Source organism: uncultured Parabacteroides sp., assembly GCF_905196875.1.
Lineage (GTDB): Bacteria > Bacteroidota > Bacteroidia > Bacteroidales > Tannerellaceae > Parabacteroides.
Map to the genome: position 1 here is coordinate 1 of NZ_CAJJWO010000071.1, position 25992 is coordinate 25992.

Genomic DNA, 25992 nt, shown 5'->3' on the forward strand with positions numbered 1-25992 from the left:
CCGATCTAAATAACATTTGATCCGGAGAAAGGGGCTGTCTCTTCATGGCTGGATAAACAGACCGGACGGGAATGGATAGATAAAAATGCCTCTCACGGATTCGGACAATATCTGAATGAACGGTTTACATTTGAACAGACCCTGGATTATACGATGACTTATCAACAGGGACGGGCAAAGGATTGGCCTCACCCCGGAATGCATAAGCCCGGGATGATCTCGGAGAAAGAAGTTCCTTATTGTGTTGTTTCCCCGAAGAACGGTCAATTGAAAGTTACTGCCAACAGTCTTGTTCAAACGGCAGAGTTACGGATGCCATCCGACCAGTCGGCTCATTTACCGGCAACGATCCTTCGTGTTTCCTTGTATAAGGGGCAGCCTTATGTAGATATGGAAATAACCATAAAGGATAAAGAAAAAGATAACTGGCCGGAAGCGGATTGGCTTTGCCTTCCCTTTAAAATAGAGAATCCGGAGTTTAGTGTGTATCGTCAGCTGGGGGTAATGAATCCGGCTACTGATATTCAGCGGGGAGCCAATCGTCATTTATATGCCGCCGAGCACGGACTTACGATAACAGGACGGGACGGGGCTGGTATCGCTGTTTGTCCGCTGGATCATCCGTTGGTTAGTCTGGGAGTACCCGGTTGTTGGAAATATTCGGACGATTATGTTCCGGAGAAGCCTGTGGTATATCTGAATCTCTATAATAATCAGTGGAATACCAATTTCCGCTATTGGTATCCCGGTACATGGAGTTCACGTGTACGCTTGTGGACGATAGATAACAGCACTTCTGGAAATGGCAGAAATCAGCAATTTATAACACGTGCATTGGAGGCACGTAATCCTTTGCAGGCAGCTGTTACTGAAAAGAATGGAGGGACTCTTTCTCCCGTTCAATCGGGGATAGAATTGTCTCGTCCGGGAGTGATAGTAACTGCGTTTGGTGAAGATCCGAATGGAAATGCAGGTACACTTTTACGAGTCTGGGAACAGGCGGGAACTTCCGGAAAACTGATAGTGACATTGCCTAAAGGAATGAATGTCTCTGTGGCAGAACTTGTAAATTTGCGTGGAGAAAAGACTGGAAATTATATATCTATTGATTCTGGTAAATTAGAGTTGGAACTGGGGGCATATGCTCCGGTTAGTTTTATATTGAAGTGATTTGTTGTATAGTTTTAGTTCCTATGTTTATAAAGTAAATCGACTTTATCAACATAGGAACTGATGTAATATGAAGGTTATATGCCAGCACTATAGTGTCACCCGCCTTCATATAGTAGTGTCAGTACCATTAGCACTACTATGTGAAGGCGGGTGATATTATAGTGCTACCAATTGTATTTCCTGTTATCGTAGATCTGATATGCAAAACAATGTTAAATAATTGTACTCGAATCACGGAAACTATGACGGTATAGTATCCTTAATATAGATTCGGTAATAATGCAATGTATTATTTATAGAAAAAATACCACGAATGCACAAAATTGAGCAGTTATCAGACCAACAGTTAATGAAGGAGATCATGTCTGATGACTTTAAAGCTTTCACAGAGCTTTACAATAGATATAAACATACTCTCTTTCAGTTTGTCATCCGGCTTTCGCATGGTGATTATTTGATGGCAGAAGATGTTGTGCAGGAGACATTTATCATCATTTGGGAGAACCGGAAGAAGATTGTGGTTGAATTCTCATTCCAGGGCTATCTGAAGAAGGTTTCCCGCAATCTGTTCCTAAAGGAAACAGCCAAGCGAATTCAGGAACAGTTGATGATCTCCCAGATAGAAAATGTCATGGAAGCTGAGAATTGTGTGGAGAATGAAGTCGAATTGAACTTGTTGCTGGAGGAAGTGGAACGGATCATATCCCAGTTGCCGCCGGCCCGGCAAAGGGTCTATCGTTTGAAACACATCGAACACCTCTCACAGAAGGAAATTGCCTGCCAGTTGGGTATTTCCGAAAACACGGTGGAGAGTCATCTGAAACAGTCGACGAAGTTCCTTACCCAGATGCTGAGAGCGAACAGGGGAGACCTACTGAATGGCATAGCTTTATTACTCTATCCTATTTTTTCATTCTTATTTTAAAGGAATAACTATGAGCAGACAAATTGAATTATTAGATAAATTCTACGATAATAAAGCTACTGAAAGTGAAAAACGTCAGTTAGCCGGGCTGTTGAATGACCCAGACAGGTGGACGAATGATTTTGATGAAATATGGGATCATTCCTTCGGTCATATGCCCGATTTGGCAGACGAGCAGATTTTTAAGGCTATCACTGCAGCAGCTAACCCAACAAAGATAAATATCAGAAAGTTTTTTATGCGTATGGCTACCTGCGCGGCTGCTTTCGGTGCCGTTGCCATATCATTGTTCTATTGGAACGAAAACCGGTTGTTAACCAAATATAACGATATGACCGTAGAAGTAGGTCACGGACAAAAGTCGGACATTTCCCTGCCGGACGGCACAATAGTCCATCTGAATGCCGATTCCAAACTGCGTTATGGCAGTCATTTTAACGGGAAACAGCGCCAGGTCGAACTGACCGGTGAAGCCTATTTTGATGTAGCAAAGGATGCCCAATCTCCTTTCATTGTAAAAGCCGGCGATATCCAGGTACGTGCTTTGGGGACTTCATTTAATGTTCATGCTTATCCTGATGATGAAAATATCACGACTTATCTGGCAGAAGGTTCGGTTATCGTTTCATCGCTGGAACAGTCCTTTTATTTAAGTCCGGGGGAAGTGGCTGTCTATTCGTTGGCAGATACCCGGATGACAAAGAAACAAGAGGAGGATGACCGGTTGTTTATCGCTTGGATGAATAATGAAATGGTATTCAACGATGAACCGATCCTGAATATTATTAAACTGCTGGAACGTAATTATAATGTGAAGTTTGAGATTAAAAGCGATAAACTGAATAGCATTACTTTCTCCGGTACACTGAAAAATGCCAGTTTGCAATCAACGTTATATGCTTTGCAATTTACATCTTCTATCTCTTATAAGAAAAAAGATGACGTGATAGAACTCTATAGTGATTAATCTTTTAAATATTATCGATATGACATAGAAAAACACATGTATGCAAAAAGGGAAAGTGCTTGCAACACCTTCCCCCTCATTAGTCAATCAAGAGAGTTGAATATTCGCAAGTAGTCACTCTCTGGTAATTAACCATTTAATACTACACAAAAGTATGAATAAAAAATCAGAAACTATTTCTTCCTTTATTCAAAAAAGAAAGATTATGAGAAAAGTAGGGGCTATATGTTTGTCTGCCTTTCTCACAACTTCAGTATTCGCACAGGTAACTGTCAACGTAAAGCAACAAACGATCAAGCAGGCATTACGTTCTATTGAAAAAGTAACCGACTATCGTTTCTTTTATAGTAACCAACTTCCGGATTTGGATAAGAAGGTAACTTTCGAAGTGAATAACCAATCAATAGAAGCAACAATGAGCAAGTTGTTGAGCGGTACAGGTTTGGTTTACGAAAAGAAAGAAGATAACCAGATTTATCTGGGAGTAAAAGGAAGTAAAAGTGGCCAGAAAGAAAATAAGAAAATAACAGGTACGATTGTTGATGACAATGGTGAACCAGTAATTGGTGCAAATGTATCTGTCAAAGGGACAACGACTGGTACGATTACTGACATTGACGGAAATTTCAGCTTGGATGCAATGTCGGGAGCGACATTGCTCATATCCTATATAGGATATGAAACGCAAGAGATAGCGATAGGTAATCAATCTGTGTATAACATAAAATTATTGGAAGATAGTCAAGCCTTGGATGAGGTTGTAGTGATCGGTTATGGAACGCAGAACAGGCAGGCCATTACCGGTTCTATTACGAAAGCGAATATAGATGCTTATCGGGATGTACCGACTAATAATATCCTGGAAACGATTAAAGGTTCGGTTCCAGGTTTGAATGTTGGAGGAACAAATAGTGCGGGTGCTGTTGCCGGTATCAGTGTCCGTGGTCAGAATTCGACCCGGGATGGAGGAAATAATCCGTTGATTGTATTGGATGGAGCTATTTATGATGGATCATTGGCTGATATTCCTTCGGAAGATATTGAAAACTTCACCGTATTGAAGGATGCCAGTGCCGCAGCTGTTTATGGTAGCCGTTCGGCAAATGGGGTCATTTTGATCCAGACCAAACGGGGGAGGAGTCAGGGTTCCAAACCGAATTTCAATGTAAACTTGTCATACGGTATCAGTAACGAGTTGAAGCGTTTGGAAGTTTACGATGCCAAGGGGTATTTGCAGAAATTGTTGGATATCCGTGAAGCCAATGGTTTGGAGGCAGACCCAAACAAGATTGCAATCTATTTGCAACCGGAAGAGGCAAAGAATTACAATGCAACACCGGATCATCGTGCAACGTTCTCCGATCCGTATGACTTGTTCAGACAAAATGCATATAATGTAAAAGCAAATGTGAGTATCTCCAACAGCTCCGAATTTGCCAACTATTACATTTCGGCTTCGTTGACGGATCAGAAGGGGGTTGTGATGAACGACCGTTATAAGAACTTCTCAGGTCGTATAAATATTGATAGTAATTTGACCTCTTGGTTGAATGTGGGTGTAAAAACAAATTATAGTTTCCGGGATTATTCCGGTACTTCTCCTAACATGAATAAGGCAGCCCAGTTCAGTCCGTATGCTTCTTTGCGTGATGAAGAGGGGCGTTATTTGCAATATCCGCAAACGACTACCTCTTTTGAAAGTCCGTTCTGGAGTATGCCAACCGATGATTTGGATAAACGTAACATTTTGGGGGCTATTTTGAATGGAAAGATCACCTGTCCTTGGGTGAAAGGGTTGTCTTACGAAATGATCTATTCAAACACATTACGTTGGGAGGATAACAATTATTTCTATGATGAATATACCACGGAAGGTCAGGGAAAGAATGGTAAAGGTCAGCGGAAACGTTCCAATAACTATAATATGTTGTTGGATAATATGATCAAGTACAACAATACATTTGCCGATAAACACAATGTGGATGTTACCTTGTTGTATTCTCGCGAACATCGTACATGGGATAGTGCAACGGCTTATGCCGAAGATTTCGATAATACGATTTTGGGCGACAACAAGTTGCAAGACGGTAAAAAACAGACCGTATCAACTAGTGCCGGTGAAAGTGGCGCGATCGCTTGGATGGCGCGTGGTACTTATACGTTTGATAACCGTTATTCCATTACAGGAACGGTTCGTCGGGATGGTTGCTCTGCTTTCAGTGTCAACAAAAAATGGGCGACTTTCGCTTCTGGTGGTGTGAACTGGAATATCACTAATGAAGGGTTTATGAAAGATGTCAAACCGATTGATAATTTATCCTTGCGTCTTTCTTATGGTTCGAATGGTAACCAGTCCATCAGTAATTATCAGACATTGGCTAAAGTTGGTACCAGTAAATATATTTTTGCAGGTGATCCTTCTTATTCGATTACGCAAGGAATCAGTTCATTCGCATTGAACGACTTAGGTTGGGAAAAGACAACTGGATTCAACTGGGGGCTTGACTTCTCCGTCTTGAAGAACCGTTTGTCCGGTACGATCGATGCTTATTTCACCAATACGAGTGATTTGTTGTTCAGTCTTTCGTTGCCGACTGTTTCTGGTAAGAGTTCGATTTTGTCTAATTTAGGAAAGATCAAGAACAAAGGTGTTGAAATAGGTTTGCATTCAGTCAATATCGAATCGAAAGATTTCAGGTGGACTTCTGATTTTGCCTTTTCTTTGAACAGAAATAAAGTGGCTACTATTTATGGTGAAGATAATGACGGGGACGGAAAGGAAGATGACTTGATTAGTTCCGGTTATTTTATCGGAAAGCCTTTGGGTACGATCTATGCCTATAAGGTGATCGGCATGTGGCAGCAGGAAGATGTGGACAACGGTACCATCATGGATGGTATGCGCCCCGGTGACTACAAGTTGGAAGATGTGGATGGGGATGGTAAGATTACTTCCGACAAAGATCGCCAATTCTTGGGTACATCTAAGGAAAACTTCCGTTGGAGTTTGACCAATACGTTCGAGTATAAAGGATTCTCTTTGATGCTTTATATCAACTCCGTTTGGGGTGGAAACGGTTATTTCCAATCAGGAAGCAATACACCGTATTATAATGAGTATGTAAATTATGAAGCCTGTAACCAGAATGTATTTGATTATTGGACACCTACTAACACGGATGCCAAATATCCGCGTCTGGATTATACGGCACATGCTCGTTACAAAGGAACAAAATATGTGGATCGTAGCTTTATCAAATTGCAGAAAGTCGCATTGAGCTATGACTTGACTCGCTTTGTGAAACCGTTTGGATTCAACAATATGCGTCTCTCTTTGAGTGCGGATAACTTGTTGACATTCGCTCCCCATTGGGATGGTTTGGACCCGGAAACGGATGCAGGTTTGGTTATTAAGGCATCTCCTTCTATCCGTACATATCAAATGACTTTATTGTTTAACTTTTAATTTAACGTGGAAATGAAATTAATCAAACAATTATTTATAGGATTGGCTTTTGTAGGAAGCGTCACTTCTTGTAACGATTTATTGACGGAAGTCCCCAAAGATTTCTTGACACCGGAAAACTCTTACACCAATAAAAAGGGGTTTGAATCGGCTTTGGGGAATATTTATCTGAATATACGTGATAATTTCTATGCCAATTCAGACGATTTGGGGAATTATGATATGTTGGGAATTGATGCCGACCTTTATGTCAGACAGAAAAACGATGTGGACTATGATGAGTTTTTCTATTGGAATACGTTGAATGCAGATAATGGTATCTCAAAAAAATGGTGGCAACGTTTGTATAGTTACATCTATAGCTGTAATGTGATTATCAACCGTGCGGATGCTTCGCTTGCCCAGTGGAATTCCGAAGCAGAAAAGAACGCCATTGTGGGGGAAGCCAAATTCTTGCGTGCGTATGCTTATCATTTCTTGGGTAATATGTGGGGAAAAGCTCCGATCGTGTTGGAAGAAACCTCTTCTCCGCAGTTTAACTATAAGAGTGCGACACAGGAAGAAATCTATAAACAGTGTAAAGAAGATTTGGAGTTTGCCGTTCAGTGGATGCCGGACATCGATGATCAGAAGGGCGGACGTGCTTCTAATGTGGCTGCTTCGCATTTGCTGTCTGAAGTCCTGATCTGTTTGAAAGATTATGAAGGGGCGATCAAGGCGGCTTCAGATGCCATCAACAATCCGGCGATGTCCTTGATGACAGAACGTTTTGGCGTGTTGAAAGATTTTACGTTCGAAGGGTATGATTATATGGGCGAAAAAGAATCTTGGGGCGATGTTTATTGGGATTTGTTCCAAGAAGGTAATTTCAATCGTATCGAAGGAAACAAAGAATGTATCTGGAACGTCCAGTTTGATGTGACCTTGGAAGGTGGAGGTAATACGGGTAAGTCCGGTGGTAATTTCGTGATGGAACGTGCGTTGGGATTGAACTGGTGGCAACAGAAAGACAAGGACGGACAGCCTAACTGGTTGAAAGATGTCTGTTCGGGAAGACCGGTCGGATGGGCAACACCTACTGATTATGCCGGTACACAGATTTGGAAGTTCAAAGGTGATTGGGATCGTGATATACGTAACTCTAAGTATAACATGAGACGTGAATATTATTGGACTAATCCGAATAGTGCTTATTATGGATTGTTGATGACTGCTGAAAACATGGGTAATCCAGAAGAATCGTTCCGTGGTTCAAGCCCGACGTTCAATAAGGTGATCGCAGCCAAGCATCATGGACAATTCAAGGATTCTCAGAGCGGTGAAACACATGACAACGGTCGTACTTATAAAGACTGGTATATGATGCGTTTGGCTGAAACGTACCTTTTGCGTGCCGAAGCGTATATGATGGCAGGCAAGAAAACGGAAGCAGCAGCCGATATCAATATTGTCCGTGCCCGTGCCCATTCCACTCCGGTAACTGCTGATGAAGTGGATATCGACTTGATTTTGGATGAAAGAGCACGTGAATTGTGTCTGGAAGAAATGCGTCTGAACACCTTGATGCGTTTGAACAAGCTGACGGAATATTTGATGAAGTATAACTCGAAAGTAATCAAGGAAGGTTATAAACTGGACGATCACCTGAATAAATTCCCGATTCCTAATTCTGAAATCGAAGCAAATAAGGAAGGGGGCTTGATTCAAAACGATGGTTATTAATATTTATTCGTTTCTTTGTAGTAAATAGTGAAAGAGGGTGTTGTCGTCCATAGTTTGTACAACACCCTTTTTATTAGACTGATGTTTGTAATATGAAAAAAATATCATGAAAAAAGTAAACTTATTATTGTGTGCCTTATTACACCCCTTATGGATTTGTGCACAAACGGTGTTGCCATTGACAAGCCCTTCAGAAACATTGAAGGCGGATATTCAGGTGAATGAAAAGTCTGTACAAATCGCTTTGTTCGACAAGGGAGGAAAAGTTGTGGAGGCGAAAACATTGCAATTGGAGCTGGATAAAAACATATTAGCAGGAAACTGGCAGGTAGCTAACCAGACGAGAACTTCGGCCGATCAGACCTGGCAACCTGTTTACGGGGAACGGTCGCTGGTGACAAACCGGTATAACGAACTGGAACTGTTACTGCGCTCGAATGAAAATCAGAAAGAAATGACCCTATTCGTCCGCTTGTATGATGAAGGTTTGGCTTTCCGTTATGCTTTCGACAAGCTAGATTTTTGGAACTGTACGTTGACCTCAGAAAAGACGCAGTTCCTCTTTGGCCACGATTGTGATACCTGGGTGACCGGCAATGCACAAGGAGCTTATTCTAAAACGAAACTAAGTGCATTGAAAGGCGTAGGAGATCGTCCGCAGGTAGTACAGGTAAACGACCGGAAGTTCGTGGCAATCGGCGAAGCAGCCTTGGTGGACTATTCACGCATGAAACTGGGTAAGAGTGAAACGGGGATCGGTGTACAATCTGTTTTGTCAGGCAAGGTAAATCTTGATTTGGCGGGTTATCAGTCTCCCTGGCGTTATGTGATGGTGGCCGATCATCCCGGGCAGTTGGTACAGAACAATTATTTTGTCTTGAATTTGAATGAACCTAACCAAATAGAGAATACGAGTTGGATCAAACCGGGTCAGGTGATTCGTGAAGTGACATTGACTACTGCCGGAGGATTGGCGTGTGTGGATTTTGCGGCAGAAAACGGAATTGAATATGTAGAGTTTGATGCCGGTTGGTATGGGGATGAGTATAATCCGGAATCGGATGCATCGACTATAACTGTCGATCCCAAACGCTCAAAAGGTCCGCTGGATCTTCATAAAGTGATAGAGTATGCAGACCAAAAGGGGATTGGCATTATTTTGTATGTCAACATGAAAGCTTTATCGAAACAATTGGATCAAATACTTCCTTTATATAAACAATGGGGAGTAAAGGGCTTGAAATATGGTTTTGTCGATGTTGGCGACCAATATTCGACAGCCTGGTTGCATCAGGCAATCCGTAAAGCAGCCAAGTATGAATTGATGGTCGATGTCCACGACGAATACCGTCCGACTGGTTATTCCCGTACTTATCCGAACCTGGTTACACAGGAAGGTATCCGCGGGGATGAAGAAAGCCCGAACTTGAATCAGTCGGTTTATACATTGTACAACCGTATGATTTGTGGAGCCGGCGATAATACGAACTGCTTCTTTGCTGAACGTGTGGCGGAAAAGATGGGCGGTCGTGCGGCTCAACTGGCTAAACGTATTGCCATTTACAGTCCTTGGCAGTTTATCTTTTGGTATGACCGTCCTTACAAAGCTCCTTCCCGTGCCGGTGGTGCCGGTTCCGCCGAATCGGTGATTAAGACGGATGCCATAACCGACTTTTATTGTTCGATTCCTGTTGTATGGGATGATACCCGCTTCTATGAAGGGGATATGGATTCGTATGCGGTAGTTGCCCGTCGTTCGGCATCCGACTGGTATGTCAGCGTCCTGAATGCCGGCGATAAACGGCAGGTTACCATTCCGACTGATATGTTGAAATCGGCGTCTCGCTATAAAGCGACCTTGTATTACCAGCCGGGTAATAAGAAAGATGTTGTTCGCGTAAAAGAACTCAAATGGCAGGAACAAGACTATTTGACGTTGGAAGTGGAAGGCGATAGCGGATGTGTGTTACATTTTACGCCCTGCAAACGGGTTGAAAAGAAGTAATAATCCACGTAAAAAGCAACTATTTACTATTTTTTATAGTGATGGTTGCTTTTATTTTTGTGCTGAATGTAAAATAGTAAGTATATAAAAGAATAGATAAATTATGAGGTTGAAATATCTACTATCTGTGACAGCCCTTTGGTTGGGAGGGGCTGTTTGTGCATATGGGGCAATTGAGTCCTGTGATTTACCGACAACGATTACGGTTAGCCCCGGAACCACCTCTTTACAACAGGCCATTCGTAGGGCATCCAGGCTCACGGGGGATGTTGTCATAGAAATGAAGGGAGGCGAGTATCGGACGGGAAAGACCATTGAAATAGGACAAGGAGCTTGGAACTCATTACAGATCAGGAACCGGGCAGGGGAGCATGTTTCTGTTTCGGGAGATAAGGTGATTCCTCGGAACCGGATAAGGCCGGTGAAAGACAAGAAGGTCTTGGCCCGTTTGCAGGAGAGTGTTCGCGAGAAGGTTATGGAGGTCGATTGCCGGGACATTGTGGATACGTTGGCGAATATCCGCCCTTCCGGTTTTGGGCGTAAATCGTTGCCTTCGTGGTCGGAGTTGATTGTTGATAAGGAACCGCTCCATCTTTCACGCTGGCCGAACGATTCAATGGTGTTGATCGGGCGGGTTGACGTGTCTGGTGGCTTGGAAGATAAAAAAGCCGGACGGTTACCTGTATTCCATTACCAGGAAGAACGGCCGTCGCAATGGAAATCTACAGACAATGTGTGGATTGGAGGTTACTTCGGACATGGGTATGCCGATGATATGATTCCTGTCCGGTCGATCCACGCGGAAGATTCGACCATTCATGTGGGAATGTTTACCACTTACCAATTCTTTACGGGGGCGGATTTCCGCCGGTGGTTTGCCTTGAACCTGTTGGAGGAAATCGACCGGCCTGGTGAGTTCGTTATTGACCCGGCGAACCGTAAGTTTTATTTTTTGCCGGATGGGGAAAAGCCCTCTGACGTATGCCTGACTGTTTTGGAAACTCCTGTGATAGCAATCGAGGGATGCCGTAATGTGACTATCGAAGGGATTACGATTGAAAATAGCCGGGGAATAGGTGTTTATATGGACAACACGGAACATGTCGTGGTGCAAGGATGTACGATCCGCAATGTCGGTAATGTGGGGGTCTGCATCGGGAAGGGGACGGATTCTTCGGAGAAACAGGATCCTCTCCACAAACATGCCATGGAAGCCGGTGGTGAATTGTGCGGGCGCATGGTCGGTGATATGATGGGAAAGATTTATGAAAATACGGTGTTGGATAGGCAAGCGGGGAAGCATAATGGCGTGAAAGATTGCTATATCTATAATACCGGTGCCGGGGGTGTCAGCCTGGGAGGCGGGAATCGTCTGAGGCTGGAACGTTCGGATAATTTTGTGGAGAATTGCAAGATATCCCGTTATAACCGTATTGAAAAATCATACCGCCCGGGTGTTTGGATGGATGGCGTAGGAAACCGGGTTACTCGGTGCGACATATCGGATGCTCCCAGCATGGCTATTTTGTTTCATGGCAATGAGCATACGATAGAATATTGTGATATCACGCATGTGTGCCAGGAAGTAGACGACCAAGGGGCTATTTACTATGGTCGTGATCCGTCGGAACGGGGAAATGTGATTCGTTACAATTATTTCCATGAGTTGAGTCCCCGTCATCGGGTGACAGCCACCTATCATGATGACGGAGCCTGTGGTAGCGAAGTCTACGGAAATATTTACTTTAAAGCAGGATCTCTGCCTGTATTGATTGGCGGAGGGATGGACCATCATTATTACAATAATATTTTCATCGGTTCGCCGACGGCTATTCATATAGACAATCGTTTGCAGAATTGGGCGAAGAGTATGCTCGACAAAGGAGGAATCTATGACAAGCGGTTTCAGGCAGTCCATTATATGCAACCGCCTTATAGCGTGGCTTACCCCGAATTGGTGAATTATTGGCAGGAAGACCCCGCATTTCCGAAGCGGAACCGGATTCATGGGAATCTGTTTTATAGGGTAACGAATGTCCTACGTGGCAATAGCCAATGGGGCGAGTTCTGGAACAACTGGACGACCAATGAAGATCCGGGATTTGTAGATGCTTCCGACCCTTTGAAGGGATTTAGGAAAGAGGCAGAAGTTTATAAACGCATCGAAGGTTTCAAGGAACTTCCTTTTGATAAAATAGGTTCTACGCTTGAGTAAATGAAATTGTCCTTCAAATCATGAATATGCCGATCCGGGAACATTTCATCCCCGGGCGTTGGCATGGAAAACGTATACGGTACCTTTTATCTTGAAAGAATTGGGCATAAAGTAATAAAAAAGTAAGAGATGAATTATAGAAGTCGTAAATTGTTTTGGTCTTGTGCCATTTCCTTTTTGCTCATCTTCTCGTTTGGAGAGTTGAGTGCTCGGGACAAACAGGTAAAAACGCCCGTTGATTATGTCGAACCTCGTATCGATTCCCATAAATCACGTTGGTTTTATTTTTCGTCGGCTAGCCGGCCCTATGGAATGGTTAGTTTAAGTCCGGATACTTGGGTGAAGGGGAGTTGGAACTCCGGATATTTGTATGACTCTACCGAAGTGAGATGTTTCAGCCATGTTCATTGTTGGCAAATTTCAGGTATTCCGGTGATGCCGACAACCGGTGATGTGGAAGGGCATAAAGGCATGGAAGCTTGTAAATCCCGTTTTTCACATGATACGGAAATAGCCAAGCCCGGGTATCATAAGGTAGTATTGGACAGATATGGCATAACGGCGGAACTGACCTCGACTTCCAGGGTGGGGATGCACCGGTATACGTTTCCGAAAGGAGAGACTGCTAATATTTTATTGGATGTCGGTGCCTTTTTGGGGCATGGAGCCATGGAGAAGGCGGCTATTCGGAAGGTATCGGCTAAAGAGATTGCCGGATATGCTGTAATGGCTCCTACTATGAGGCGGAAAAAGAGTTCTACAGTTTATTTCGTGGCTCGTTTCAACCAAAGTATAGATGAATTTGGGGGCTGGGAACAGAAGGATAAGGAAAAGCAGTTGACCGGTAAACAGTCGCTGGAAGGGAAGGACGTGGGCGGTTATGCCCGTTTCAAACGGTTGGGAAGGTCGCCTTTGCTGATGAAAGTCGCCTTGTCGTATGTGGATGAAGAGCAAGCCCGCTTGAATTTGGATACGGAGCTGGATCATTGGAACTTCGATCGGGTGGTCAAGGAGTCGTATGCCGAATGGAACCGTGAACTGGGAAAGATTAAAGTCGAAGGGGGTACGGAGCAGGAGCGTGTCAAGTTTTACACCGACCTGTGGCATGTCTTGTTGGGACGTCATACCTATTCGGATGTGAATGGTAAATACACGGACAACACAGGGGATAAACCGTTGGTTTGCCAAGTCCCGTTGGAGAACGGGGTACCTACACGGACGGTATATAACTCAGACGGTTTGTGGGGATCGGAATTTAACTTGAATATTCTCTGGTCTATCGCTTATCCCAAAGTAATGAGCGATTTCGTATCGACTTTGGTCGGCTACTATCCCACCGGTGGCTTGATTGCCCGTGGACCCAGTGGTGGAAACTATACGTATGTCATGGTGGGCGACCAGGCGATCCCGTTGATTGCAGCTGCTTATAATAAAGGCATACGCGATTTTGATTTGGATGCCGCACTGGAAGGTAGTATCAAAAACGCCGAACCGGGCGGTATACGCGATCATGCCGGATATGAGACGGAAGTGAACGACTATATGACGCATTATGTTGAAAAAGGCTTTGTCCCTGAAGGTATAGAGGGAAATGGCGGCCATCGGGAAGGATGTGCGATGACGCTTTTCTTTGCTTACCAGGATTGGTGTTTGTCCCAATTAGCCAAAGGAATGGGTAATGACAGTATATACCAAAAGTATTATAACCGTTCATTTAATTACCGTTACATGTTTGACCCTCAGGCAGGCTGGATGAGGCCTCGTATGAAAGACGGAAGTTGGTTGAAAGATTTTGCTCCGGTGGGGGAAGGGTTTAACATGCCGGGATTCGTAGAGAGTAATGCCGCTATCTTTACGTATTATGTGCCGCAAAATATGCCGGATTTAATTTATTTGATCGGAGGAAAGGAGTCGTTTGTGAACAAATTGAACCGGCAATTTGAGTTGGCTGCTCCGAACAACTTCATAACTCCGCACGGTGCCCATGCCCGCAACTGGGTCGATTATGAAAACCAGCCTTCCTTGCATATGGCCCATTTGTTCAGCCATGCCGGTGCTCCCTGGCTTACCCAGTACTGGGTACGGAAAATCAAACAGGATGTGTTTGGCGATATAACCCCTTACGGAGGTTATAACGGGGATGAAGACCAGGGCCAGATGGGTGCTTTAGGCGTCTTGATGGCGATCGGCCTGTTTGATATACAGGGAGGAGCCTCCGTGGAACCTCGTTACGAGATAACTTCGCCTATCTTTGACAAGATAACCATTCAGCTGGACAACCGGTATTATCCGGGAAAAGAGTTTGTTATCAAAGTTAAAAACAATTCAAAAGAAAACGTTTATATACAATCGGTATGTCTGAACGGTCAGGCTCTGAACAGTTTTCACTTCCCTCATTCCGAATTGGTTAAGGGAGGACTACTGGAAATTGAACTGGGACCTGAACCGAATAAGAATTGGGGTAATTAAGTAATTATAAATCATAAGATGAAAATAATAACAGTATTATTGGCAATCATCTGTTGTTGGCCGTTGGCATTGTACGCTCAAACCAAGTTCGAATCACAAAAGATATATCCTGCTAAAAGAGAAATCTATAAAAAAGGCTGGATTGACTTTAATAAGAACGGCAAGAAAGATATTTATGAAGATCCTGAACAAAGCATCGATAAACGTATTGATGATTTGTTGTCACAAATGACCTTGGAGGAAAAAACATGCCAACTGGCTACATTGTATGGCTATAAGCGGGTTTTGAAAGATGATCTGCCAACACGTGAATGGAAAAATGCAATCTGGAAAGATGGAATTGCCAACATCGATGAACATTTGAACGGGCTGGTCTCTACTCAATATTCTTTTCCATACAGTAGGCATGCTGAAGCGATCAATGAGGTACAACGCTGGTTTGTGGAAGAAACGCGTTTGGGAATACCTGTCGATTTTTCGAATGAAGGGATCCATGGTTTAAACCATGATCGCTCCACCCCGCTGCCAGCTCCTATTTCTATCGGTAGTACCTGGAATAAAACATTGGTGCGTGAAGCCGGACAAATCGTAGGAAAAGAAGCAAAAGCTTTAGGGTATACGAATGTGTATGCGCCTATTCTGGATGTCGCCCGCGACCAGCGTTGGGGAAGAGTACTGGAATGTTACGGTGAAGATCCTTTTTTGGTAGCCCAGCTCGGGCAACAAATGGTAGAAGGTATCCAGGAAAAAGGAGTAGCATCTACATTAAAACATTATGCTGTATATAGTGTTCCCAAAGGAGGACGTGACGGATATGCCCGGACCGACCCGCATGTGGCTATGCGTGAGATGCATCAGATTCACCTTTACCCGTACCGGAAGATTGTGAAAGAGTCAAAACCGATGGGAGTGATGAGCAGTTATAATGATTATGATGGGGTTCCTATTTGTGCTAGCCATTATTTTCTAACGGATTTACTACGTGGCGAATACGGTTTCAGAGGATATATTGTATCTGATAGCGATGCGGCTGAATATACGCATTCCAAACATAATGTCGCTGAAAGCATGGAGGAGGCTTATCGTATGGAAGTAGAAGCCGGTATGAACGTCCGGACCAATTTCACCGAACCTGAAACGTTTATTTTGCCCGTGCGTAAGCTTGTCCGCGAAGGCTGTTTGTCAATGGAAACGATAGACCGGAATGTGGCTGATGTCTTACGTGTAAAGTTTCAGTTAGGGTTGTTTGATACTCCTTATGTGGAGGATACTAAAGCGGCGGATAAAATAGTAGCGGCACCGGAGTCGATGGAGTTTGTAAAACGCATGGCACGCGAATCGTTGGTTCTGTTGAAAAACGAAAACCAACTTCTTCCGCTGGATAGGACAACGCTGAAACGTATTCTGGTAACAGGACCTTTGGCTGTTGATACGACTGCCTATATCAGCAGATATGGGTCGCAGAATCTGGATGTTACCAATGTTTTGGAGGGAATTGGCAACGCTGTCGGGAAAGATATAGAAGTACTTTATTCACAGGGATGTGAGGTCGTGGATGCAACTTGGCCGGAAAGTGAAATAATCCCTAACCCTTTGACTGATGCAGAACAAGATTTAATATCCCAAGCGGTAGAACAGGCTAAATCTTCGGATGTCGTGATTGCCGTATTGGGGGAGGATGCAGCTCGCTGTGGCGAAAATAATTCTCGTACAGGTTTGAATCTGCCTGGGCGACAATTTCAGTTAATACAAGCATTACAAAAGACTGGCAAACCGGTTGTCTTGGTTTTAATTAATGGACAACCTTTAACAATCTGTTGGGAGGACCGGTTTATACCGGCTATTCTGGAGGCTTGGTTCCCCAATGCTTGGGGTGGAAATGCCATTGCTGAAGTATTGTTTGGCGATTATAACCCCGGCGGAAAATTGCCGGTTACTTTTCCTAAAACGATCGGGCAGATTGAATATAATTTCCCTTTTAAACCGGGGGCACATGAGGAACAGGCTTCAGAAGGACCGAATGGCTTTGGGAAGACGGCTGTTTATGATGCATTGTATCCTTTTGGCTATGGATTGAGTTATACCACTTTTTCCTACTCCAATTTGGTCGTCACACCTGAGAAAGGACATACGAAATCTAACATACAGGTGACTGTAAACGTAACGAATACCGGTTCACGGGAAGGAGATGAAGTCGTTCAGCTATATATCAAAGATTTGTATAGCAGTGTCACTACGTATGTCTCTCAGTTGCGAGGCTTTGAACGCGTGCATCTGAAACCGGGAGAAACGAAAACAGTTACTTTTGTTTTGAAGCCTTCTGATTTGGAATTATTGGATATAAATATGAAGTGGACGGTAGAACCGGGCGACTTTATGGTTTGTATCGGTAGCAGTTCGGAAGATATCCGTTTGGAAAAGCGATTTACGTTGGAGAAATAATATGATTGGATTTTAGCTGCATATATTTTGTTTAGAAAAGCTGATATATGCAGCTGAATAATCTGTTGTATCGATTTTTCTGATGACGGAGTAAGTAAAAGTCCGATTTAAATCGTTTTCGTTGTGTAATTGTTATTCCGGAGATTCTAATCTTATGAAATTAAGTAGAGAAAGTGGAGATCTGATTCCACAGGATGAAGTGGAATTATTTAAAAAGATATATGTAGCCTATACCCCTGGCTTAGTTGCTATGGCAACCCGGTATGTCGGTATGGTAACTGCAGAAGACCTGGTACAGGAGCTTTTTTTGAAGGTTTGGAACCGGAAACTCTTTTTATGTGTCAAAGCTTCCGAACTTAAATATTTTCTGTTTGCATCTCTTCGGAATGCCTGCCTGGATGTACTGAAGCATGAAGAGGTAAAACAAGGATGTGCCGAATATTATAGGAAAGAGTTGATGATGGAAATATTATCTTGCTCTGAACAGCCTTTTTATTATGAGGAAGAAAACGACAGCCTCAATACTCTTTTCAGAAAAATCAACCAATTACCTCCTAAATGCCGGGAAATATTTCTTGCATCTTACATCGATGGGAAAAAAGCTTCCGAGATAGCCAAAGAAAAGTCCATTTCACAACGTACGGTAGAGGCCCAGTTGTATAAGGCCTTGAAAATATTACGCGGAGCACTGACTATAATTATTTTATTTTTTTCATTTCTAAGTAAGTAAATCTTTAGTGAAAATCGTTTTCGGAATAGAAAAGCAAAATAATGGAACATAAAGAACATATCGATTATGAAGAGTTGCTGATCCGGTATCTACAGGATACGGCTGATACTCGATCTTTGCAGCAACTGTTGGATGTTGTCCGGAAATCGGAAGACAAGAAACGGGAGTTGGCAGAGTTGAAATCAGTTTATGATTCTTTATCCATACAGCTTGATGCACAAAAATATCCGATAGAGGCTAGTTGGGAGAAGATGTGGCAGGAAATAAATGTGGATAAACAACCAAAAGTGTCTCAAAAGTCCGTAACTCTTTTATTGTCTTATGCTGCAATTATCCTATTGGCTTTGTCATTGGGCATACAGTATTGGTATTATCGTAATCTCCGTCAACCGCAAGAGGTGGCAGATAGTTATACACGATTTGTGGTGGAAAAAGGGGGAGGAAAAAGCTCTTTGTTCCTCCCGGATGGAACTAAGGTCTTGTTGAATGCCGGTACTACTATCCAATATCCGACCCGATTTGATCAGAAAGAACGGATGGTGATGTTGGATGGCGAAGGTTATTTTGAAGTTGCCGAGAATAAGCAGAAACCATTTGTCGTACGACTGAAAGGGCATGATGTAAAAGTATTGGGAACGGTTTTTAATGTAAAGGCTTATCCGGATATGGCTTATTCTATGACATCTTTGATTTCAGGAAAAGTCCTTTTGACTTCTTATGATACGAATGGGGAGATACGTGAGGAACAAATTTTACATCCCGATGAGACTGCCCGTATTGATAAACAGACAGGAGCAATAACGACTTTCCGTAGTGATGAAGAATTCCTGTTAGCATGGACAAAAGGACTTTATAAATTTAAAGACAAACCTTTCTTCGAAGTAATGTCCGAACTGGAGCGTCTTTACGATGTAACCATTTTAATCGAGAATGAAAAACTGGCCCAATCTGTCTATACCGGCAGTTTGGTCTTGAAAAGCACGATTGAAGAGGTTTTACAACCATTAGGGCGCTACAATAAGTTTCAGTATATAAAAGAGGGAGATGTTATTCATATTTACTCCGGAAAATAATCTTTTGATGTATAACTTAAAAAAAATAGAAAGGATGGAACCACCAGAGCTGTAAGCAATATAAAAATTCGGGAAATGCAAGGCACCTCCCGAACTATTATTCATTTCAGTCTTCCCGCGAACGTCGGCAAACAGAAACGGAAAGACTTCAAACTTAAAATAATACACAAAAATATGGAAAAATATCAAGAATGGGGCTTTTTGTCTCCAAAAATAAGGCGTATCATGAAATTAACACTGGCATTTACGCTATTATGTATCATACATATATCTGCCAATACGTATGCACAAACCACACAGGTATCAGTAGATGTTAAAAACGGTACTTTTTATGATGTGGTGAAACAAGTGGAGAAACAGTCAGAGTATCTGTTTTTTTACAATAGTAAAGATATTCCCAACGATTTACCGGTTAGTCTTCTGAAGACTAAATCCAATATCACCGTGATATTGGATTATCTGGTAGAAAAGTATGATTTGTCATATAAAATAAATGACAGACAGATTTTTCTGACAAAGAATGCGGTTGTTCAGGAACAACAAGGAAAACGAATAACGGGTATCGTAAAAGATCCGAACGGTGAACCTATAATTGGAGCTAATGTGATGGAAAAAGGGACGACCAATGGAGTTGTAACAGATATTGATGGGAAATTTATGCTGACTGTGTCTGAAAAAGCTGTTGTACAAATCTCTTATATCGGTTATCTTAGCCAGGATATATCAGTAGGAAGTCGTACCGATTTTTCAATAATATTAAAAGAAGATTCTCAGAATCTGGAGGAAGTAGTGGTTGTAGGATACGGTACACAAAAGAAAGCAACATTGACCGGTGCTGTAAGTAATATCGGTAACGAAGAATTGGTAAAAACTCGTAATGAGAATGTCAAGAATATGATTTCCGGAAAGATTGCCGGTGTTCGTGTCGTTCAGAAATCCGGAGAACCAGGAAGCTATAATACGGATATGCAAATTCGTGGTATGGGTGCTCCGTTGGTAATTATAGATGGAGTTCCCCGTACGAATATGGATCGATTGGATCCGAATGAAATAGAATCGTTTACGGTACTGAAAGATGCTTCAGCTGCTATTTATGGTGTAAAGGCTGCGAATGGAGTGGTAATTATTACTACTAAAAGAGGAACAAGCTCGAAATTAACATTGGAATATAATGGTTCCGTCGGTTGGCAGCAAGCTTCTAATATACCTGAAACATTGAATGCAGCAGACTGGATGGAACTGACAAACGAGAACTCGATTAATAAAGGAGGGAGTTTAATGTTCTCGGCAGAAGATATCGATGCTTATCGTAAAGGTTTGAAACCTGAAACAAAATGGTCTGATATCGGATTTGACAAGATTGCACCGCAAACTCAACACAGTATCAGTGCTCAAGGTAAATCAGAAAAGATTGATTATTTCCTGAACTTTGGTTACATGAAACAAGATGGCTTCTATTCCAGTGGTGATTTGAATTACGAACGTTATAATGTCAGAGCGAATATAAATGGGCAGATAACAAAGAATCTTAAAGTGGGGATGCAATTGAATGCGATGATGGGGACTAAGAATGAACCTGTAATGGATGCATGGGAAGTATATAAAGCAGCCTGGATGCATATACCGACATTACCGGTTTATGCAAATAATAATCCGGCTTATTTGCAGCAATTACCAGGGGCTTACCATCCATTGGCTCTCACTGATGCAGATATAAGTGGATATAGAAAGAATCAACAGAAATTATTTCAGGGAACTTTTACATTGGATTATACAATTCCTTTTATAAAAGGTCTCAATGTTGGAGCTATGTATAGTTATGACTATGATAATTCTGACAATCGTTTATCCAGAAAGGAGTATACGTTGTATGAGTATGATAGCACATCTGATATTTATCAACCTTACAAGGCTTATTCTCCTTCACTGATACAACGTAGTTATGGGAAGGTGGAAAGAACTTTGTTGCAATTAAGGCTTAATTATGAAAGAACATTTAGTGAAGATCATAATTTGAAGATTTTAGCATTGTATGAAGAAACAACAAACCGTTCGGATAATTTTGCAGCACAAAGAGATTTACCGATGGATGCTGTCGATCAAATTTTTGCTGGAAGTACAACTAATCAGCAGGCAACAATGAATACGGATCCGAAAGTCTTTTTCGATATGGCAAATAAAGCATTTGTTGGTAGAATAAACTATGACTATAAATCAAAATATTTGGCAGAATTTAGTTTCCGCTATGATGGTTCTTCCAAATTTGCAAAAGGTTCCCAATGGGGATTCTTTCCTGCTTTCTTAGCCGCCTGGCGTGTCTCTGAAGAATCATTCTTTAAAAATACGGATGCATTATCATTTATAAATAATGTAAAATTGCGTGCAACATATGGTATATTAGGTGATGATGATGCTTCTACTTATCAATTCCTGTCCGGTTATTCTTATCCGAGTGGAGGCTATCTTTTTGGTAATTCTTATATCAGTGGTTTGGGATTTAGAGGAATGGCCAATCCAAATATAACCTGGTATGAAGCACATACAGCTGATATAGGTTTGGATATCGATATGTGGAATGGACTGTTAGGTTTTCAGGGAGATATTTTTAGTCGAAATAGAAAGAATTTGTTATCAACCAGAGTATTGTCTGTTCCTGGAACTTTGGGATCTGCATTGCCTCAGGAAAACTTAAATGGTGATTTAACACGTGGATTTGATCTTAGTTTATCACATACGAATACAATTGGTGATTTCCGTTATATGATTTCTGCTAATATGTCTTATTTTAGAACGAAGAATAAATATGTAGAAAGGGCTGAGTCCAATAACTCTTATCGGAATTGGCGCGATAATAATAATGATCGTTATAGTGATTATTATTGGGGATATGATTTTATCGATTATTTTCAGAATATGGGACAAATATGGTCTGCTCCGGTTCAAGATAATAAAGGAAATTCGATTCTTCGTCCAGGTGATTACATATATGAAGATTGGAACGAAGATGGTATCATTGATGATAATGATGTTCGACCGATTGAATTGAGTGGAGATCCTCGTATAAACTTTGGTTTTACTTTGGCTGGTACGTATAAAGGGCTTGATGTCAATTTATTGTTCCAGGGTGCGGCTAAAGGTACGGTTGTGAATCAGGTACAAATGGAAAGGCCATTGACTTGGGACCGTGGTGGTCTTTCTATGTTTATGGATCGTTGGCATACAGCAGAGATGGGAGCTGATCCGAAAGATCCGAATACAGAATGGATTCCGGGGTATTATCCCTCTACTAATAATGGAGGAGAAACAACAAACTATTGGACCTCTACTCGTAGCGTTCAACATGTAAATTATCTTCGTTTGAAGAGTGTGGAGGTTGGTTATACGTTGCCGCAGCATTGGATGCAGAAGGTAGGTATTCAAAATTTGCGACTTTATCTGAACGCATACAATTTGTTTACTCTGACTGGATTAAAGTATGTTGATCCGGAACATCCAAGTGATAGTTACAGCTGTCTGTATCCTATTACAAAAACTTACAATGTAGGTGTGAATGTAACATTCTAATTTTAAATACAGAATCATCATGAAAAAGATAATAACCTTTTTATTTATAGCGATATTGGGTACCAGTTGTAATTCGTTGGACGTTCCGCCTCTTAATATCATTCAAGATAAAGATATTTTTGTTTCCGAGTCTGGTATCTCTTCATATATATCTTCTTTGTATAATGATTTACCAATACAGGATCATCAAGCTACTGTGTATGGATTTGGAAACTATTGGAATAGTTGGCCTCAGGCAGGGCACATGTCAGGGGAGTTGGTGAACAACAAACTTTTCTTTGTATACGATTCTCCAACTGGAGATATGTTTCAGTTTTGGGCTTACGATCGGGTGAGGAAAATAAATTATTTTATTGAAAACATGCCTCTTTATGAAGCCAATTTCTCAGTAGATAAAATTAATGCCTGGTTGGGGGAAGCCTATTTTTGTCGTGCTTACTACTATTTTGCTATGGTTAACCGATATGGGGCTGTTCCTCTTGTAAAAGAAGTGAAAAACTATCCGGAAACGAGTATCGATGAATTACAGATTCCTCGTAACACACAACAAGAAGGATGGGATTTTATTGCGGAAGATTTGGACAAAGCGATAGAACTGCTTCCGGAAGCGAGTCTGATGCGGGGGCGCGTAAATAAATATGTTGCTTATGGATTAAAATCAAGAGCAATGCTTTATGCAGCCTCACTTTGTCAGTTTGATACCCCGGTTAGTGGTTATGAAGAACTTTTAGGTATGCCTGCATCTAAAGCGCAAAGCTATTATCAGGCAGCGTACGATGCAGCTTCCAAATTAGACGGAAAATATTCGTTATACAATAAGCATACGGATAAGTTTGAAAATTATTGGAATCTATTTCTGGATGAAGACAATCCGGAAGTGATCTTTGCTAAATATTGGCAATATCCCGATAAAACTCATAGTTGGGATGTACATCAGATACCATTTCAAATAAGAGGTCCTGAAGGATATTCTAGTATTTTAAACCCGACATTGGAGATTGTCGAATTGTTTGATGATATCAATGGAAATCCGTTTGTGTTAAAAACAACAGATACAAATGGTAATCCTATTCGTTATGATAATCCGTATGATATTTTTAAAGATGTAGAACCTCGTTTAAGGGCAAGTGTTATTTTACCGAATGATGTTTATAAAGGAGAGGTTATAGAAATTAGAAAAGGTATTTGGACCAGTTTACCGAATGGAGAATTAAAAACAACAACGGATTTTTCAGCGATGTATCAGGACATGCCAATAATGGGTAAAAGTGGTATGGGACACAATGAAACAACGACAACAGGTTTTTTTGTACGAAAATATCAGGATCCAACTTTAGCCAACAACTTGGTTATACATGGGCGTTCTACTACTCAGTTTATCGAAATGCGTTATGCTGAAATTTTATTAAATCAAGCAGAAGCAGCTTTTTATTTAGGAAAAAAGCAAGAGGCTTTGGATTTGATTAATCAAGTGAGAGAAAGAGCAGGTGCTAAATTGTATACACTGGATCAATTAACAGAAGAGAATATTCGTAAAGAAAGACGTATGGAATTGGTATTTGAAAAACATAGCTTTTGGGATTTGCGAAGATGGAGAATTGCGGATAAATTGATGAATAACAAGAAATATACTGCATTATGTCCATATTACATTTATGATGAGGGTAAATACATTTTTACTAAAGAAGAAATAAGTACTACTTATACATATGATGTAAAAGTAAATTATGCAAAAGTACCGGATGGTGAAATATCCAAGAATCCGAATTTGTTACCTAACAATCCTGGTTATTAATTCAATAGTTATAACAATATGAAAAAGATCAGTTTATTAATGTGTATGTTGTTTGTATTGGGCATGATGTCATGTGGCGATATTGATAACATGGAAGGTCCGAATGCTGCGATTACAGGAAGTTTGATAGATGAAACGACTAATAAACCTATTATATCTGAACAACCGAATGGCTTCAGAATAAAGATGGTAGAAACTAGTTGGAGTGAATCGGCGACACCCGAATATTTCTGGGGAAAAGCCGACGGGACATTTAAAAATACGAAAATATTTAGTGCGACTTATGATGTACAACCGGTGGAAGGAGCTTTCTTTCCGGTAGATCCGGTATCTATAACAATCAAAAAGTCTGAAAACATAGACTTTAAGGTTACTCCTTACTTATCGATTCACCCTAAGAAGATAGAGATAGTAGGAGATGCCATCCAAGTTGAATGGAATATTTCCCGAACTAAAGTTGGTGATAAAATTCTGGATACACGTGTGTTTGTGGTTCATGATAATCCGAATGTGGGTACGAATTATTTTACAACCGCACTAAGCCCGATGGTCGATTTGAGTAGTGTATCGGATGAGGAAGCTTTGTCTACGACTTATAAACAGAGCATAACAGGCCTGACAAAAGGAAAGACCTATTATGTAAAGATCGGTGCACGTACCAATAACTCAAGCAAACGTTATAACTTTGCAGAAGCAGTGGAGCTGAAGTATTGATTGTCTTGATGTAGGGCGTGTTTACTCTTTTGTGGAAAAACAGTTATTGACATATATGCTTGCCAATAACTGTTTTTTTATAGATGGTATGGTGACTTCTTATAGGTCATCATCCTTAAGTATGTGTGAGAAACTGTTTTGAAATGATTAAAATCGGAATATAAGATTGCAATTGCAAATAGTTAATTATAGGAATTACGTATGAAAAAGGTATTTTATTTTATTGGTTTATTCTGCTTGTGCGGGAATTTATTGCAAGCAAAAGATTACCATGTTTCACCCAAAGGTAGTGATGCTAATGAGGGAACGGCGGAAGCTCCCTTCAAAACCATCAACCGGGCGGCTCAAAAGGCTTTACCCGGCGATGTGGTGACGGTGCATGAAGGGGTGTATCGGGAATGGATAAAACCGATGTATGGCGGAACCAGCGATAATCGGCGGATTGTTTATCAGGCAGCCGAAGGGGAAAAGGTGGAGATTAAAGGCTCTGAAGTGATCAAAGGGTGGAAGAAAGAGGAAAAAGGCATTTGGAAGGTGGTGATTCCCAACACGCTTTTCGGTGATTTCAATCCTTATAAAGAACTGTTTGATGGCGACTGGATTATAAATGACGGTCGTGTCACTCATTTGGGGGAAGTCTACTTGAATGGAGAGGCCTTCTATGAAGTGGATTCTTTGAGTAAATTGCAAAATCCGAAGCCGCACATATGCAAGGCCGATCCGGAAGGAACG

At 41.6% G+C, this 25992-nt stretch carries 15 protein-coding genes; all 15 read left to right on the forward strand.

The features are described from left to right. Positions 1-153 precede the first annotated feature (153 nt). Positions 154-1170, forward strand: coding sequence for a hypothetical protein (locus QZ076_RS17965; RefSeq protein ID WP_293715630.1), 1017 nt, complete (start codon positions 154-156; stop codon positions 1168-1170). A 316-nt stretch (positions 1171-1486) separates the two neighbouring features. Further along, positions 1487-2098: a sigma-70 family RNA polymerase sigma factor gene (locus tag QZ076_RS17970; protein ID WP_293715633.1), complete on the forward strand. Its 612-nt coding sequence runs from the start codon at positions 1487-1489 to the stop codon at positions 2096-2098. Positions 2099-2108: 10 nt separating this feature from the next. Next, positions 2109-3065: a FecR family protein gene (locus QZ076_RS17975; RefSeq protein ID WP_293715636.1), complete on the forward strand. Its 957-nt coding sequence runs from the start codon at positions 2109-2111 to the stop codon at positions 3063-3065. A gap of 205 nt (positions 3066-3270) precedes the next feature. Further along, entirely contained in the window at positions 3271-6531 is a 3261-nt protein-coding gene (locus QZ076_RS17980; RefSeq protein WP_293715639.1) for a SusC/RagA family TonB-linked outer membrane protein, read from the forward strand. Between the two features lie 12 nt (positions 6532-6543). After that, positions 6544-8253 carry a RagB/SusD family nutrient uptake outer membrane protein gene (locus QZ076_RS17985; RefSeq protein ID WP_293715643.1) on the forward strand — a complete coding sequence of 570 codons (1710 nt, stop codon included), beginning with the start codon at positions 6544-6546 and terminating at the stop codon, positions 8251-8253. Positions 8254-8359: 106 nt separating this feature from the next. Next, on the forward strand, positions 8360-10258 hold the full coding sequence (locus QZ076_RS17990) for a glycoside hydrolase family 97 protein (RefSeq protein ID WP_293715646.1): 1899 nt from the start codon (positions 8360-8362) through the stop codon (positions 10256-10258). A 103-nt stretch (positions 10259-10361) separates the two neighbouring features. After that, entirely contained in the window at positions 10362-12473 is a 2112-nt protein-coding gene (locus QZ076_RS17995; protein WP_293715649.1) for a right-handed parallel beta-helix repeat-containing protein, read from the forward strand. Positions 12474-12602: 129 nt separating this feature from the next. Further along, entirely contained in the window at positions 12603-14942 is a 2340-nt protein-coding gene (locus QZ076_RS18000) for a GH92 family glycosyl hydrolase (RefSeq protein ID WP_293715652.1), read from the forward strand. Between the two features lie 18 nt (positions 14943-14960). Further along, the gene (locus QZ076_RS18005; protein ID WP_293715655.1) at positions 14961-17384 is read left to right on the forward strand and encodes a glycoside hydrolase family 3 N-terminal domain-containing protein; all 2424 of its coding nucleotides are present in this window, start codon (positions 14961-14963) and stop codon (positions 17382-17384) included. Between the two features lie 154 nt (positions 17385-17538). Continuing rightward, entirely contained in the window at positions 17539-18114 is a 576-nt protein-coding gene (locus QZ076_RS18010; protein ID WP_293715658.1) for an RNA polymerase sigma-70 factor, read from the forward strand. A gap of 41 nt (positions 18115-18155) precedes the next feature. Beyond that, positions 18156-19187, forward strand: coding sequence for a FecR domain-containing protein (locus QZ076_RS18015; protein WP_293715659.1), 1032 nt, complete (start codon positions 18156-18158; stop codon positions 19185-19187). A gap of 225 nt (positions 19188-19412) precedes the next feature. Then, positions 19413-22751 (forward strand): TonB-dependent receptor, encoded by a 3339-nt coding sequence (locus QZ076_RS18020; RefSeq protein ID WP_293715660.1) that lies wholly within the window; start codon positions 19413-19415, stop codon positions 22749-22751. Between the two features lie 19 nt (positions 22752-22770). Next, positions 22771-24546: a RagB/SusD family nutrient uptake outer membrane protein gene (locus QZ076_RS18025; protein ID WP_293715661.1), complete on the forward strand. Its 1776-nt coding sequence runs from the start codon at positions 22771-22773 to the stop codon at positions 24544-24546. Between the two features lie 18 nt (positions 24547-24564). Next, positions 24565-25260 (forward strand): DUF3823 domain-containing protein, encoded by a 696-nt coding sequence (locus tag QZ076_RS18030; protein ID WP_293715662.1) that lies wholly within the window; start codon positions 24565-24567, stop codon positions 25258-25260. Between the two features lie 201 nt (positions 25261-25461). Continuing rightward, the coding region (locus QZ076_RS18035; RefSeq protein ID WP_293715663.1) for a DUF1565 domain-containing protein at positions 25462-25992 on the forward strand (531 nt) is incomplete at its 3' end.